The organism is Kribbella sp. NBC_01505 (assembly GCF_045040285.1).
Lineage (GTDB): Bacteria > Actinomycetota > Actinomycetes > Propionibacteriales > Kribbellaceae > Kribbella.
This window is the reverse complement of sequence record NZ_CP109425.1, coordinates 7908083-7921771: the sequence shown is the minus strand read 5'-3', so window position 1 is coordinate 7921771 and position 13689 is coordinate 7908083. Positions and strand designations below refer to the sequence as shown.

The following is a 13689-nucleotide window of genomic DNA, read 5'->3' as shown; positions in this document are numbered from 1 at the left end:
GGGGAGGACGTCAAGCCGCAAGCCTTTCGATGATCGTCGCGACGCCCATGCCGCCGCCGACGCACAGGGTGGCCAGGCCGTAGCGGAGCTCGCGCCGCTCCAGCTCGTCCAGCAGGGTTCCGATCTGCATCGCGCCGGTGGCGCCGAGCGGGTGCCCGAGCGCGATCGCGCCGCCGTTCACGTTCACCTTCTCGTGCGGTACGCCGAGGTCGTTCATGAAGTGCAGGACAGCCGCGGCGAACGCCTCGTTCATCTCGTACAGGTCGATGTCGGACGCCTCGAGCCCGGCCTTGGCCAACGCCTTCCGGGCAGCAGGTGCCGGACCGGTCAGCATGATCGTCGGGTCCGCGCCGCTCACGCCCACGGACACCACACGGCCGCGCGGAGCCTGGCCAAGCGCCTCGCCGGCCTTCTCACTGCCGACCGCCACCAGGGCAGCGCCGTCGACGATGCCGGACGAGTTGCCGGCGTGGTGGACGTGCTCGATCCGCTCGACGCGCACGTACTCCTCCAGCGCGACCGCGTCGAAGCCACCGTGCTCACCGATCGCCGCGAACGACGCGGGCAGACCGGCCAGCGTCTCCACCGTCGTACCCGGCCGGACCAGCTCGTCGTGATCGAGGATCTGCAGGCCGTTGCGGTCAACCACCGGTACGACGGATCGCGCGAAGTAGCCGTTCGCCCAGGCCTTGGCCGCCCGCGCGTGCGACTCGGCGGCGTACGCGTCGACGTCGGTCCTGGAGAAGCCGTCCATGGTCGCGATCAGGTCGGCGCTGATGCCCTGCGGGATGAAGCCGGTGGCCAGCGCGGTCTCCGGGTCCATCGCCCAGGCACCGCCGTCCGAGCCCATCTTCACCCGGGACATCGACTCGACGCCGCCGGCCAGGATCAGGTCCTCCCAGCCGGAGCGGATCCGCTGCGCGGCCTGGTTGACGGCCTCCAGACCGGAGGCGCAGAACCGGTTGAGCTGGACGCCACCGGTCGTGTTCGGGTAGCCGGCCATCAGCACGGCGGTCCGGGCGATGTCCATGCCCTGGTCGCCGATCGGAGTCACCACGCCGAGCACCACGTCGTCGATCACGGCCGGATCGAGCTGCGGGTTCCGGGTCCGGTACTCCTCCAGCAGCCCGGTGATCAGCTGGATCGGTTTCACCTCGTGCAGGGCGCCGGTCGGCTTGCCCTTACCCCGCGGTGTGCGGATCGCGTCGTACAGGAAGGCTTCACTCATGATGTTCCCGTCGGTCGAGTCGTCCCTCGCATTGTGACAGTGTTGGTGTCACGGTCGTCAAGGGGCCCGGTTTATGATCTCCGCCATGCCTACTGTGTCCACGACCGGCAAGCCGGAGGGTCCGGACGACGCCACGCTCACGGTCGACGAACTGTCGACGCGGGTGGGGATGACCGTCCGCACGCTGCGGTTCTACGCCGGGCGCGGCCTGATCCCGCCGCCGATCCGCCGCGGCCGGGTCGGGTACTACGGCGCCGAGCACATCGCGCGGCTCGATCTCGTCCGGGAGCTGCAGGCGCACGGCTTCACCCTGTCCGCGATCGAGGGCTATCTGGAGCGGATCCCGGCGGATGCGACGCCGGAGGACATCGCGCTGCACCGCACGCTGCTGACGCCGTGGATGCGCGATCTGCCCGAGACTCTCGATCGGGCCGCGCTGGTACGACGTACCGGCCGTGAACTGAGCGATGACGACATCGTCGCGTTGGTCGCGCTGGGTGTGGTCGAGCCGACCCCGGACGAAGACGTCTTCCACGTCGCGACCGCCCATCTCGGGCTCGGCGCCGAGCTGCTCGACCTGGATCTACCCGTCGACGCGGTGCTCGCGGTGACCCGGGTCTTCGCCGACCACGGACGGGCGATCGCCGAGGAGCTGACCGAGGTGTTCCGGACCATGGTCTGGCCGCACTACCGGGATTCGGGCGGCGCGCCGGAGCACATCCAGCAGCTCGTCGAACGCTTCAAGCCGGTCACCATCCAGGGGCTCGTGATCGCGTACGAGCGCGCAGTCGGCGAGACCCAGCGCGAGACGATCCGCCGTACCCAGAGCAAGCGCGGCAAGCGCTAGGAAGTTCGCAGAATTTCGGTAGGGCCCGCGAAGGGTTTTCTGCCGAATCTGTCGGGACCGGCGGATAGCGTGCGCGCATGAAGTCGGTGAGTGTGCGTGATCTGAGTCCTGCCGAGGTGAAGAGAGCCGTCGGTGCGACGACCTACTCCAAAGGGCTGGACTACGCCCGAAGCCGAGCGGTCAGGTCGATGTGGTGGGACTCCGAGGGGAGTGTGCTTCACGGTCGGGTGCGTGGGCGGCTGGAAGAGTTCTACGAGACGACTGTCCAGCTCTCGTCTCCTGGCTATGGTCGCGCGGAGTACGTCCAAGGCGATTGCAGCTGCCCGGTCATGTTCGACTGCAAACATGCCGCCGCATTGGTTCTGGAGGCGATCGCGTCCGCCGCAGTGGCACCCGCCGTCTCACAGCCGTCCTTGCCAAGTCTCCAACCGACGCCTGCGCGGAAGCCCGCTCGACCGGCAGTAGTGGTACGGCCACCGACCTGGGAGGATTCCCTCGGCCTGATCCTCGGTGCGAAGGCCGCGGCGAACGACCCCGGCCACGCAGCGCCGCTCGCGATCGAGCTGACCTTGTCAACGAGACCTTCGCCGTACGGCGCGGAGCGGTCGACATCAGCTCGACCGCAGCTGATGGGACGCGTGGTGAAGGCGGGCCGGACCGGCTGGGTGCGGGGAAACCTGAGCTGGGGCAGGCTGAGCAACTCCTACGGCGAGCTGATCGCTGTGCATGCGCAGGTGCTCCGGGAGCTCTATGCCTCCTACAACTCGCGCAGAGCTGACTTCAGCTACTACAGCGATGACAAGCTCATCGCCCTGTCCGACTTCAACAGCCGACAGCTCTGGACGCTCCTGGACCAGGCCCTGTCGGTCGGTGTGCGGTTGGTCTACAGCAAGAAACGCCAGGGCGACCTCGACCCGTACGACGACGCCGAGTTCAGTCTGGACGTCACGCAGGACGCCTCGGACGGCTCGCTGGTGGTGCGACCGGTCATTCGGGTCGCGTCTGATGGAGATGGTCCGGCGCGAGATCTGGTACCCATCGCATTCATCGGCGTCGAGGGGCACGGGCTGATCTGGGCCGACCGGACCGAGCTCGCGGCCGCGCAGGATCCGGCCGAGGTGCGATTCCGGTTGGCCAGGCTTTCCCGATCGGTGCCGCCAGGACTCCAGCAGACTGTGCTGGCCGGGCAGAGCGTGCGGATCCCGTCGACCGAGACCGCCCGCTTCCGCGCGGAGTACTACCCGCACCTTCGGAAGGTGGCAGCGGTCGTTTCGTCGGACGGATCGTTCTCGCCGCCGGCGATCTCCGGCCCGCAGCTCAGTCTGCAGGCCGGGTACGGCGACTTCCATGTACTGGATCTCAGCTGGAGCTGGCTCTATCAGGTCGACGACGCGCACATCCGCCTGCCGCTGGGATCGGGCCCGTCGGAGAGCGACCTCTACCGTGATCCGGCCAAGGAGCTCGAGATCCTAACCGATCTCGACCTGCCCGAGGAGCTACGCTCCGACTCCACCCTCCGGGGGCTCGAGACCTTGCAGTTCAGCACCGAGGTGCTGCCCCGTCTGGCCGCGCAGCCAGAGGTGGACGTGGTGGTGACCGGCGCGCCGGTCGACTATCGCGAAGCAGGCGATTCGTTGACCATCGGTGTCTCGACCTCGGCGCCGGCCGGTGAGACGGACTGGTTCGACCTCGGGATCTCGATCACGGTCGAGGGGCAGAAGATCCCCTTTGTCGACGTCCTCCGTGCCCTGACCGCCGGACAGTCCTACCTTCTCCTCCTCAGTGGCGCCTACTTCAGCCTGGACAAGCCGGAGCTACAGACGCTGCGGGCCCTGGTCGAGGAGGCCAAAGCACTCCAGGACTCCCCCAGCGGCAACCTGAAGATCAGCCGGTTCCAGGTCAGTCTGTGGGACGAGCTGGAGGCGCTCGGCGTGGTCGGCCGCCAGGCGAAGGCCTGGAAACAGCAGTTGACCGCACTGCGATCCGTCGACCCGGCCGTCCGCACAGAGCTGCCCGCCACGATCCAAGCCTCGCTGCGGCCCTATCAGCTCGACGGATTCCGCTGGCTGGCGTTCCTGTGGCAGTTCGGTCTGGGAGGCATTCTGGCCGACGACATGGGACTCGGCAAAACTCTGCAAACGCTGGCCTTGATCGCCCACGTCAAGGCGACCGAAACCGCTCCTGCTCCGTTCCTGATCGTCGCCCCCACCAGCGTCGTGTCGAACTGGCCGTCCGAAGCCGCCCGGTTCGCGCCCGGCCTGAAGGTCGTGCCGATCGCCGACACACTGCGTCGCCGCGGCCAGACGCTCGCCGAGGCGATCGGCGATGCCGACGCCGTGGTGACCTCCTACACGCTGCTTCGTCTCGATATCGACGCCTATGCGGATCGATCGTGGTCAGGGCTGATCCTGGACGAAGCGCAGTTCGCCAAGAACCATCAGTCCAAGCTCTACCAGGCCTGCCGACGCCTGCCGACACCGTTCAAGCTGGCCATCACCGGCACGCCGATGGAGAACAACTTGATGGAGCTGTGGTCGCTGCTGTCGATCACCGCACCTGGTCTCTTCCCCAGCCCGACCCGCTTCGCCGAGTACTACGCCCGCCCGATCGAGAAGCAGGGTGCTTCCGACCGGCTGGCCCAGCTGCGCCGACGGATCAAGCCGCTGGTGATGCGCCGGACCAAGGAGCAGGTGGCAGCCGATCTCCCCGCCAAGCAGCAACAGGTGATCGAGGTGGAGCTTCAGCCGCGGCACCGCAAGCTCTACCAGACCCACCTGCAGCGCGAACGACAGAAGATCCTCGGACTGGTCGGCGACCTCGACAAGAACCGGTTCACGATCTTCCGGTCGCTCACCCTCCTGCGGCAGCTGAGCCTGCACGCCGGGCTGGTCGACGAGACCCACAGCAGCCTGCCCAGCGCGAAGATCGAGGCGCTGCTGGGCCAGCTCCCCGACATCATCGGCAGCGGGCACCGCGCAGTGGTCTTCAGTCAGTTCACAGGGTTCCTGGACCTGGTGCGGCAGCGACTGGATGCGGACGGCATCGAGTACTGCTATCTCGACGGGAGCACCCGCAACCGGCCGGCCGTACTGCAGAAGTTCAAGGACGGCGAGGCCCCACTGTTCCTGATCAGTCTCAAGGCCGGTGGGGTCGGGCTGAACCTGACCGAAGCCGACTACTGCTTCCTGCTCGATCCTTGGTGGAATCCGGCGACCGAAGCGCAGGCGATCGACCGGATCCACCGGATCGGGCAGCAGCGGACGGTGATGGTCTACCGCTTGATCGCCAAGGACACCATCGAGCAGAAGGTGATGGAGCTGAAGGAGCGCAAGGCAGCCCTGTTCGCCAGCGTGATGGATGAGGGCAACGCCTTCGGCGCCGGGCTGAATGCCGACGACATCCGAGGGCTGTTCAGCTGATCCGCGGCCCGGATCAGGGTGTGGGCAGCCGGAGGTGCGAGGGCCGCACGGAGATCGCTGCCTGTGACAACCGGATCGGCTGCCCGCGCGTCGAGCTTCGGTGAAGAAGATCCTGATCGCAGCAGCCGCCCTCCTGCTCTCCGTGGTCTGGTTGCCCACAGCAACCGCATCCACGACGCACCAGGTCGGTATCGCCACCTATTCCCTGGGGGACTCGGTGTTCGAGCTCCCACCAGCAGCCGACGGGACGCCCGCCAAGGGCGAGCTCACGGCCGTCGTGCACTACCCGAAGGACCTCGCCGGGCACCGCTACCCCGTCGTACTGATCTCGCACGGGCTATGGATCAGTTGTGCGGACAAGCAGGCGTGGAAGGACCAGGACTGGGTGAAGCTGGACGCCTGGCCGTGCGCGAAAGGCACGCCGGAGATTCCGAACTACCGCGGCTACGACTACCTCGGTACGACGCTCGCCGCACAGGGCATGATCGTGATCTCGATCAGCGCGAACGGGTCGAAGGCCCGGATGGGCCAGGAGCAGGACCAGGCCCGAGCCGCCCTGATCAACCAGCACCTGAAGATGTGGCAGCAACTGTCGAGCACCGGCGGCGGACCGCTGGCCGGGAAGCTCCCGGTGAGCTTCAAGGGCCACGTCGATCTGACGAACGTCGGCCTGATGGGACACTCGCGCGGTGGTCGCGGCACGCTGGCCTACGCCGCCGATCAGAACCAGAAGAACTGGCCGGCCGGTGTCCGGATCAAGGCGGTCGTCCCGCTGGCCGCTGCCGAGCCCTACTCCCCTGACGACGACCCGAACAACCCCGAACTCGACGCCTACCGGATCACGAACATTCCGGTCGGCGCCTTCATCGGCACCTGTGACGGCGCGGTCCGCGGCAACGTCTACGACTACCTGCAGGCCAACAACAAGCAGCCGCTCTACGAGTGGACCGTGCGCGGCGCCAATCACGACTTCTTCAACACCCAGTGGTCACCGTCGAGCGGTCAGATCGGCGCGTACGACGACGCGCCCGCGGACTGCGAGGGGCCGCGGATGACCGAACCGCAGCAGCGTTCGGTCGCGACGGCGTACACGTCGGCGTTCTTCCGGCGCTACCTGCTGAACGACCGCAGCGGGATGCCGTTGCTGACGGGTGCCGTGCGGCCGTTCGCGGTCGACGTGAAGGTGGATCAGGGCGTGGGCAGCCGGAGGTAGGTCAGGCCGCGCAGGTCGACGTACGTCTCGGTGGGTGTGGTGACCACGCGCAGGAGCACGTGGTCACAGCCCGCGCACCGGGCCACCATGCCCGGTGCGTTCAGGTAGAGGCGGGTGTCGGCGAAGACGCCGGTCTGGCCACAGCCGTCGCAACGGGTGATCGCGGCCGTCACATCGACCGCGAACACCTCGCTCAGTGCGCCGGCGGCGGCGTTGCCGTCCAGGTAGTCGGTCATCACTCAGCCTCCTGTCGGTCCGAAGCGTTCGGTTCTGATGCGGGCAGGATCGTGGCCGGCGGCAACCAAAAGGTCGGCCACGGTCTCCACGAACGGGGTCGGGCCGCAGACGTACGTCGTCGGCGCGTCGGCCGGGGTGAACGCGAGCCGCTCGATCACATCGGCATCGATCCGGCCGACTCTCGCCTCCCCCGCCGGTGCTTCCCGGGTGTAGACGAGGCTGACGTGGATGTTGTCATCCGCGGCGAGCTGCTTGAGGTCGTCCACGTAGATCACCGAGGTCGGGCGGCGGACGGAGTACAGGAGCCGCACAGGCGTCGTACTGTCGGTGTGCGCCTGCAGCATCGCTCGCAGCGGCACGACGCCGGAGCCGCCACCGATGAGTTGCACGGGCCCCTCCTGCTCGGGCTTCCAGACGAACCAACCGCCGACCGGGCCGCGCAGCTCCAGCGGGTCGCCGGGCTTCAACACGTCCACCAGGTACGGCGAGACTTCGCCGTCCGGAACCTCCTCGACGGTCAGCTCAATCGTCGTACCGGTCCAGGCCGACGCGATCGAGTAGGACCGGGACGCGCGGTAGCCGTCGTCCGCGGTGAGCCGGACATCGAGGTGCTGCCCAGCCAGGTGACCGGGCCAGTCCGGAACGTCGAGCACGATCGTGCGGGCCGTGTCCGTCTCCCGGCGTACCTCGGTGACAGTGCCGACCTGCCAGCTCAGTCGCCGGCGTATCGCTGTTCTTTCCATGGGTCTCCGTACTCGTGATAGCCGGCCGTCTCCCAGAAACCGAGGTCCTCGCTGTCGGACAGCTGCAGGCCGCGGACCCACTTGGCGCTCTTCCAGAAGTACAGATGCGGCACCAGCAGCCGCGCCGGGCCGCCGTGCTCGGGATCGATCGGCTCACCGTCGTACTCGTAGGCGATCCAGGCCTGACCGTCAAGCAGATCATCGAGCGGCAGATTGGTCGTGTAGCCGCCGTAGCTGCTGACGAGCGCGAAATCGGCCGACGTCTCGACATCGGCGAGCAGCGTGTCGAGCGAAACTCCCTGCCATTCGGTCTGCAGCTTCGACCACCGCGTCACGCAGTGGATGTCCTTGGTGATCTCCTCGGACGGCAGCGCCAACAGCGAAGCCCAGTCCCACTTGTGCTTCTCGCCGGACTCCGTGGTCACGGTGAATTCCCAGTGCTCCGTCCGCACCTGCGGCGTCGGCCCGGCCGACAGCACCGGAAAGTCATGCGTCAGATACTGCCCCGGCGGAAGCTCCGTCCCACTCCGCCGACGACCGGTGAACCCCGGCGACACGATCCCCATGGCTGACCTCCCTCAGGAATACCTGAGGGCAGTCAACCATCTCCGTCTCTCAGATGCCCATTGTTCTGCCGATGATTTCCTTCATGATTTCGGTGGTGCCGCCGTAGATGGTCTGGACGCGGGTGTCGAGGTAGGCCTTGGCGATCGGGTATTCGGTCATGAAGCCGTAGCCGCCGTAGAGCTGGAGGCAGCGGTCGACGACCTTCTTCTGGAGTTCGGTGGTCCACCACTTGGCCATCGCGGCCTCGGCGACGGTGAGGGTGCCGGCGTTGAGTTCGGTGATGCAGCGGTCGACGAAGACGCGGGCGATCTGGATCTCGGTGGCGAGTTCGGCGAGCACGAAGCGGCTGTTCTGGAAGGAGCCGATCGGGCGGCCGAAGGCGGTGCGTTCCTTGACGTAGCGCAGGGTTTCGTCGAGGACGTTCTCGCAGGCGGCGACGGCGATGACGGCGATCGCGAGGCGCTCCTGGGGGAGCTTCTGCATCAGGTAGACGAAGCCCTGGCCCTCTTCGCCGAGCAGGTTGGCGACCGGGACGCGGACGTCGTCGAAGAAGAGTTCGGCGGTGTCCTGCGCCTTCAGGCCGATCTTGTCCAGGTTGCGGCCGCGTTCGAATCCGGGCATCCCGCGCTCGACGACGATCAGCGAGATGCCCTGGGCGCCGGCGTCCGGATCGGTCTTGGCGACCACGATCACCAGGTCGGCGAGGATGCCGTTGGAGATGAACGTCTTCTGGCCGTTCAGCACGTAGTGGTCGCCGTCGCGGCGGGCGGTGGTCTGGATGCCCTGCAGGTCGCTGCCCGCGCCGGGCTCGCTCATCGCGATCCCGGTGATGGTCTCGCCCGAGCTGAAGCCGGGCAGCCAGCGAGCCTTCTGCTCGTCGTTGGCATAGTCGAGCAGGTACGCCGAAACGATGTCGGTGTGCAGCGAGAACCCGACCCCGCTGGCATGAGCCCGGGCGGTCTCCTCGAGCAGGACCGCGTTGAACCGGAAGTCGCGCACCCCGCCGCCGCCGTACTCCTCCGGGACCATGAAGCCGAGCAGACCGGTCTCACCAGCCGCGGTCCACAGCTCCCGCGGCACGATCCCCGCCTCCTCCCAGCTGGCGTGATGCGGGACGATCTCCTTGTCACAGAAGGCCCGGACGGTCTCCCGGAAGGCATCGTGATCGGCGTCGAAGAGCTGACGTTCCACGGGCGGTTTCCCTTCAGTCCTGGCGGTGCTTAATTCTGATGGGCGGCGCCGGCCTGAAGCAGACCGTCGATGTCGGTGATGCCCCAGTCGGCCAAGGCCTCGCGGGTGTGCTGACCTGCCCGGGCGGGCGGCCGGTCGAGCGAGGTCGGCGTACGGGAGAAGCGCGGTGCGGGCGCGGCCTGGCGGACGCCGTCCTTGTCGACGAAGGTGCCGCGGGCTTCCAGATGCGGGTGGTCCCCGGCGAGCGGGAGGACCGGGGCAACGCATGCGTCGGAGCCGTCGAAGAGCTCGGTCCACTCGGCCTGCGGCCGCTGCCGGAAGGTCTCGGCCAGCACCTTGTGCAGCTCGGGCCAGTTGGCCGGGTCGTACCGGTCCGGCGCCTCGATCCCGAGCTTGTCGATCAGCTCGGCATAGAACTGCGGCTCGATCGCACCGACCGCGACATGCTTGCCGTCGGCCGTCTCGTACACGTCATAGAACGGCGCCCCGGTGTCGAGCAGATTCGTCCCCCGGTCCTGCTTCCAGGATCCGCCGGCGAGCGCGCCGAGCAGCATGGTCGTCAGGTGCGCGGAACCGTCCACGATCGCGGCGTCGACCACCTGCCCCTCGCCAGTCCGCTGCGCGTTGTGCAGCGCAGCCAGTACGCCGACGACCAGATAGAGCGAGCCGCCCGCGAAGTCACCGAGCACGTTCGCCGGAACCTGCGGCGGTCCCCCGGCCCGGCCGATCAGATGCAGCGCACCGGACAGCGCCAGGTAGTCGATGTCGTGCCCGGCCGACTGCGCCAGCGGCCCGTCCTGGCCCCAGCCGGTCATCCGGCCGTAGACCAGCCGCGGGTTGATCGCCGCGCAATCCTCCGGCCCGACCCCGAGCCGCTCCGCGACCCCCGGCCGAAACCCCTCGACCAGTACGTCGGCCTCCGCGACCAGGCACCGTACGACGTCGATCGCGGCCGGGTTCTTCAGGTCGAGCGCGACGCTGCGGCGACCGCGGTTGACGAGCTCCAGCTCGGGCGGACCCATCGCCAGCCCACCGCCCGGCCGCTCGATCCGGAGCACGTCGGCGCCGAGCTCGGCCAGCATCATGCAGGCGAACGGCGCCGGGCCGAGACCGGCCAGCTCGACGACCTTCACGCCTTCCAGGGGTCCCATGCCACCATTGTGACAGTTCCACTGTCACAGTCGTCAAGTCATCGGACGCGGCCGATCAGTCGGCACAGCAACGGGTGAGGTGCCGCCGGCAGGTTCGGGCCCTGCGGACGACGGGGGGAATCCGGTGGCCGGCGCTGTTCAGCAGTGGAGGTGCCGAACAGCGTCCACAGCAGCATCGGCGGAGGGATGAGCTCCGCCGAGGCGCCCGAACGACCGGGAGCCGAGGTGCCGGGCCGCCGCCGGATCGGCGGCGGCACGCAGCGAAGGGGTGCCTCGGCCCACAATCCTGGACGGGAAGAACCTGCAGGCGCGCGAGAGCGCATCGGCGCACCGCGGAGATGGTCATCAAAGCACCCCTGGACCTGCTCGACGTCGGACTGTCGCCGGGGTCTGGGGCGCTCACCTGCGACGCTAGCACCGCCCCTAGCGGGAAGACCAGGCTGTGTCCAGAGCAAGATGGCTATCCGGGCAACAATCCGTCCCGGATCTTGACCGGGCCAGTGCCGCCGTTTACACCGTTACCGACCGTTCCCTGCCGCCGCCCCGACAGAACAGGTGAAACGATGACGCTGGACCGGAGAGACTTCCTCAAGACCGCCGGCCTGACCGCGGGTGTGTTCGCCGCGCTGCCCGCGAGCCTGCAGCAGGCCCTCGCTGCCCCCGCCCCGACCGGCGGGCTGGAGATGATCGAGCACGTGGTGATCCTGATGCAGGAGAACCGTTCCTTCGATCACTACTTCGGCACGCTGCGCGGGGTGCGCGGGTTCAACGATCCGCTCGCCAGAACGCTGCCGACCGGCCGGTCGGTGTTTCATCAGCCGAGCGGCAGCAGCTATGTGCTGCCTTATCCGGTGGCGAGTCAGTACATGACCGGGACTCCGCACGACTGGGGCTCGAGCCACGGCGCCTGGAACGGCGGTCGCAACGATCAATGGATTCCGCAGAAGACGAAGTACTCGATGGCGACGCATCTGCGTTCCGAGCTGCCGTTCTACTACGCCCTCGCGGACGCGTTCACACTCTGCGACGCCTACCACTGCTCCGAACTCGGGCCCACCAATCCGAACCGGTTCTACCTGTTCACCGGCATGCTCGGATATGAACCCGGTACGTCGAATCGCGCGATCGGCAACGACTCCTGGCAGAACCCGGGCCACACCGGCTACACGTGGACGACGTACGCCGAACGGCTCGAGGCGGCGAACAAGACCTGGAAGGTCTACCAGGAGTGGGACAACTACGGGGACAACTCCCTGGACTACTTCAAGAAGTTCCTCGACATCGGGCGGAAGGCGCTCGCCAGGACGTCGTACCAGAAGCTCGAGTTCTTCTACGACCAAGGTGTCCGGCCGGGGAACGCTTCGCAGCGGGCGACTCTCCTGCAGCAGCTCGCGGATGGCGTCGCCACGCTGACCGCGGCCGAGCGCCGGCTCTACGATCGCGGCCTGGCGCGGGTCGCCGCCGACCAGCTCGTGCCCGCCTTCGGCGCCGATGTCGCCGCGGGGCGACTGCCTGCGGTGTCGTGGATCGTGGCTCCGGAGCCGAAGTGCGAGCACCCCGCCTGGGGTCCGGCCGAGGGCGCCAACTTCACCAAGGAGATCCTCGACAAACTCGCGTCGAACCCGTCGGTGTGGAACAAGACGCTCGTGCTCATCACGTACGACGAGAACGACGGGTTCTTCGACCATGTGCCGCCGCCGGTTCCGCCGGTGAACGCGGACCAGGGACAGTCGACGCCCGGGATCGCCGACGAAATGGTGAACGGGGAGCCGATCGGTCTCGGGAACAGGGTTCCGATGCTCGTCGTGTCGCCGTGGAGCCGCGGCGGCAACGTCTGCTCGCAGGTCTTCGACCACACCTCAGCCCTGCAGTTCCTGGAGAAATGGTCCGGGATCGCCGAGCCAAATATCTCGCCGTGGCGGCGCGCGGTCTGTGGTGACCTCACCTCCGCGCTCGATCTGACGACGCCGAACCCCAGCTACCCGTCGCTGCCCTCGACTCCCCCGACGCCTGGCTGGGAGACGACGTACCCGGCGCCGCCTGCCAACCAGGCACTGCCTCAGCAGGAAGCCGGAGCGCGTACGTCGCGGCCGCTGCCCTACACGCTCACCGCCTCCGGTCGAGTTGCCGCGGACAACTTCTGGATCGACTTCAGCAACACCGGCGCCGCGGGTGCGCACTTCTATGTCTATGCGAACGCCTTCCGCACCGATGGACCGTGGCGCTACACAGTCGGTGCCGGGAGCAACGTTTCCGACTACTGGCAGGCCGGTACGCCGAGTGGGGCCTACGATCTGTCGGTCGTGGGACCGAATGGCTTTGTACGCCGCTTCGTCGGCAACCGGACCACGGCGACCAGCAACGGGAACGCCAACCCCGAGGTCACCCTGCGATACGCGCCGGCCGACAGCCTGGTCTGGCTGAAGATGACGAACTCCGGGGCCAAGGCCTGTGTGATCACGATCCAGACCAACAACCGGGCCGGCGGTCCTTGGACATACAGCGTCGGGGCAGGCGCATCGGTTGAAGACTGGTGGAGTACGGCGAACGGTGCGGACGGCTGGTACGACCTGACCGCGACTGCCGACACCACCGACGGCTTCAGCCGCCGGTTCGCCGGTCGACTCGAGAAGGGCACCGGCGGAATCAGCGATCCGGTGATGGCATCCGGCCGGCTCGGCGCTTCGGTCCGGAGCTTCGACAGCCAGGAGGGCTCCGAGCCCGCTTCTGCAGTAGTGGACGGCAACTCGGCGACGTACTGGCACTCGCGCTGGAGTGATCCGGCCGCTCCCCTGCCGCACGAGATCCAGCTCGATCTGGGCACCGCGCGTACCGTCACGGGGTTGACCTACCTGCCGCGGCAGGACGGCAACGCCAACGGGCGCATCGGCCAGTACGAGGTGTATCTCAGCACCGACGGCACCAACTGGGGCACGGCACACGCGACCGGACGGTTCGCCGACACCGCTGCCGCCAAGACCGTCCGCTGCTGGCCAACGACCGCCCGCTACATCCGCTTGCGCGCACTGAGTGAGGCCGGCAACCGAGGCCCGTGGACAAGCGCCGCCGAGATCACGCCGCTGGGCTGGTGAG

Annotated in this window: 10 protein-coding genes; 4 read left to right on the top strand and 6 right to left on the bottom strand. The window is 67.8% G+C overall.

Annotated features, from left to right (window positions below; translation table 11 throughout):
- Positions 1-10 precede the first annotated feature (10 nt).
- Positions 11-1228 carry an acetyl-CoA C-acetyltransferase gene (locus OG474_RS37210; protein ID WP_405058336.1) on the bottom strand — a complete coding sequence of 406 codons (1218 nt, stop codon included), beginning with the start codon at positions 1226-1228 and terminating at the stop codon, positions 11-13.
- An 85-nt stretch (positions 1229-1313) separates the two neighbouring features.
- On the opposite strand from OG474_RS37210, the gene OG474_RS37205 reads away from it, so the two are divergent.
- The 3 genes from OG474_RS37205 to OG474_RS37195 all read left to right on the top strand — a co-directional run bounded on the left by OG474_RS37205 (position 1314) and on the right by OG474_RS37195 (position 6707).
- On the top strand, positions 1314-2075 hold the full coding sequence (locus OG474_RS37205; protein ID WP_405058335.1) for a MerR family transcriptional regulator: 762 nt from the start codon (positions 1314-1316) through the stop codon (positions 2073-2075).
- Between the two features lie 77 nt (positions 2076-2152).
- Positions 2153-5494, top strand: a complete 3342-nt coding sequence (locus tag OG474_RS37200) for an SNF2-related protein (protein ID WP_405058334.1) — start codon at positions 2153-2155, stop codon at positions 5492-5494.
- A gap of 100 nt (positions 5495-5594) precedes the next feature.
- Entirely contained in the window at positions 5595-6707 is a 1113-nt protein-coding gene (locus OG474_RS37195; RefSeq protein WP_405058333.1) for an alpha/beta hydrolase family protein, read from the top strand.
- On the opposite strand, the gene OG474_RS37190 is transcribed toward OG474_RS37195, so the two are convergent.
- From OG474_RS37190 to OG474_RS37170, 5 genes are read right to left on the bottom strand one after another with little or no spacing between them, the layout of a single operon-like run.
- The gene (locus OG474_RS37190) at positions 6683-6943 is read right to left on the bottom strand and encodes a DUF6510 family protein (protein ID WP_405058332.1); all 261 of its coding nucleotides are present in this window, start codon (positions 6941-6943) and stop codon (positions 6683-6685) included. The genes OG474_RS37195 and OG474_RS37190 overlap by 25 nt on opposite strands.
- A gap of 3 nt (positions 6944-6946) precedes the next feature.
- Positions 6947-7687, bottom strand: a complete 741-nt coding sequence (locus tag OG474_RS37185) for a ferredoxin reductase (protein ID WP_405058331.1) — start codon at positions 7685-7687, stop codon at positions 6947-6949.
- Complete coding sequence (locus OG474_RS37180) at positions 7657-8253, bottom strand: sulfite oxidase-like oxidoreductase (RefSeq protein WP_405058330.1); 597 nt, start codon at positions 8251-8253, stop codon at positions 7657-7659. Before OG474_RS37180 ends, OG474_RS37185 begins: the two co-directional genes overlap by 31 nt.
- A gap of 49 nt (positions 8254-8302) precedes the next feature.
- Positions 8303-9445, bottom strand: a complete 1143-nt coding sequence (locus OG474_RS37175; protein WP_405058329.1) for an acyl-CoA dehydrogenase family protein — start codon at positions 9443-9445, stop codon at positions 8303-8305.
- 29 nt (positions 9446-9474) lie between these two features.
- Positions 9475-10596, bottom strand: a complete 1122-nt coding sequence (locus tag OG474_RS37170) for a CaiB/BaiF CoA transferase family protein (protein WP_405058328.1) — start codon at positions 10594-10596, stop codon at positions 9475-9477.
- 563 nt (positions 10597-11159) lie between these two features.
- Here OG474_RS37170 and OG474_RS37165 point away from each other — a divergent pair.
- On the top strand, positions 11160-13688 hold the full coding sequence (locus tag OG474_RS37165) for a phosphocholine-specific phospholipase C (protein ID WP_405058327.1): 2529 nt from the start codon (positions 11160-11162) through the stop codon (positions 13686-13688).
- The last annotated feature ends 1 nt before the right edge of the window (position 13689 follow it).

Bases quoted from the DNA above. Each gene is read 5' to 3' on its own strand.
- OG474_RS37190 (WP_405058332.1), bottom strand. From the start codon at position 6,943: ATGACCGACTACCTGGACGGCAACGCCGCCGCCGGCGCACTGAGCGAG.
- OG474_RS37205 (WP_405058335.1), top strand. From the start codon at position 1,314: ATGCCTACTGTGTCCACGACCGGCAAGCCGGAGGGTCCGGACGACGCC.
- OG474_RS37200 (WP_405058334.1), top strand. From the start codon at position 2,153: ATGAAGTCGGTGAGTGTGCGTGATCTGAGTCCTGCCGAGGTGAAGAGA.
- OG474_RS37210 (WP_405058336.1), bottom strand. From the start codon at position 1,228: ATGAGTGAAGCCTTCCTGTACGACGCGATCCGCACACCGCGGGGTAAG.
- OG474_RS37185 (WP_405058331.1), bottom strand. From the start codon at position 7,687: ATGGAAAGAACAGCGATACGCCGGCGACTGAGCTGGCAGGTCGGCACT.
- OG474_RS37170 (WP_405058328.1), bottom strand. From the start codon at position 10,596: ATGGGACCCCTGGAAGGCGTGAAGGTCGTCGAGCTGGCCGGTCTCGGC.
- OG474_RS37165 (WP_405058327.1), top strand. From the start codon at position 11,160: ATGACGCTGGACCGGAGAGACTTCCTCAAGACCGCCGGCCTGACCGCG.
- OG474_RS37180 (WP_405058330.1), bottom strand. From the start codon at position 8,253: ATGGGGATCGTGTCGCCGGGGTTCACCGGTCGTCGGCGGAGTGGGACG.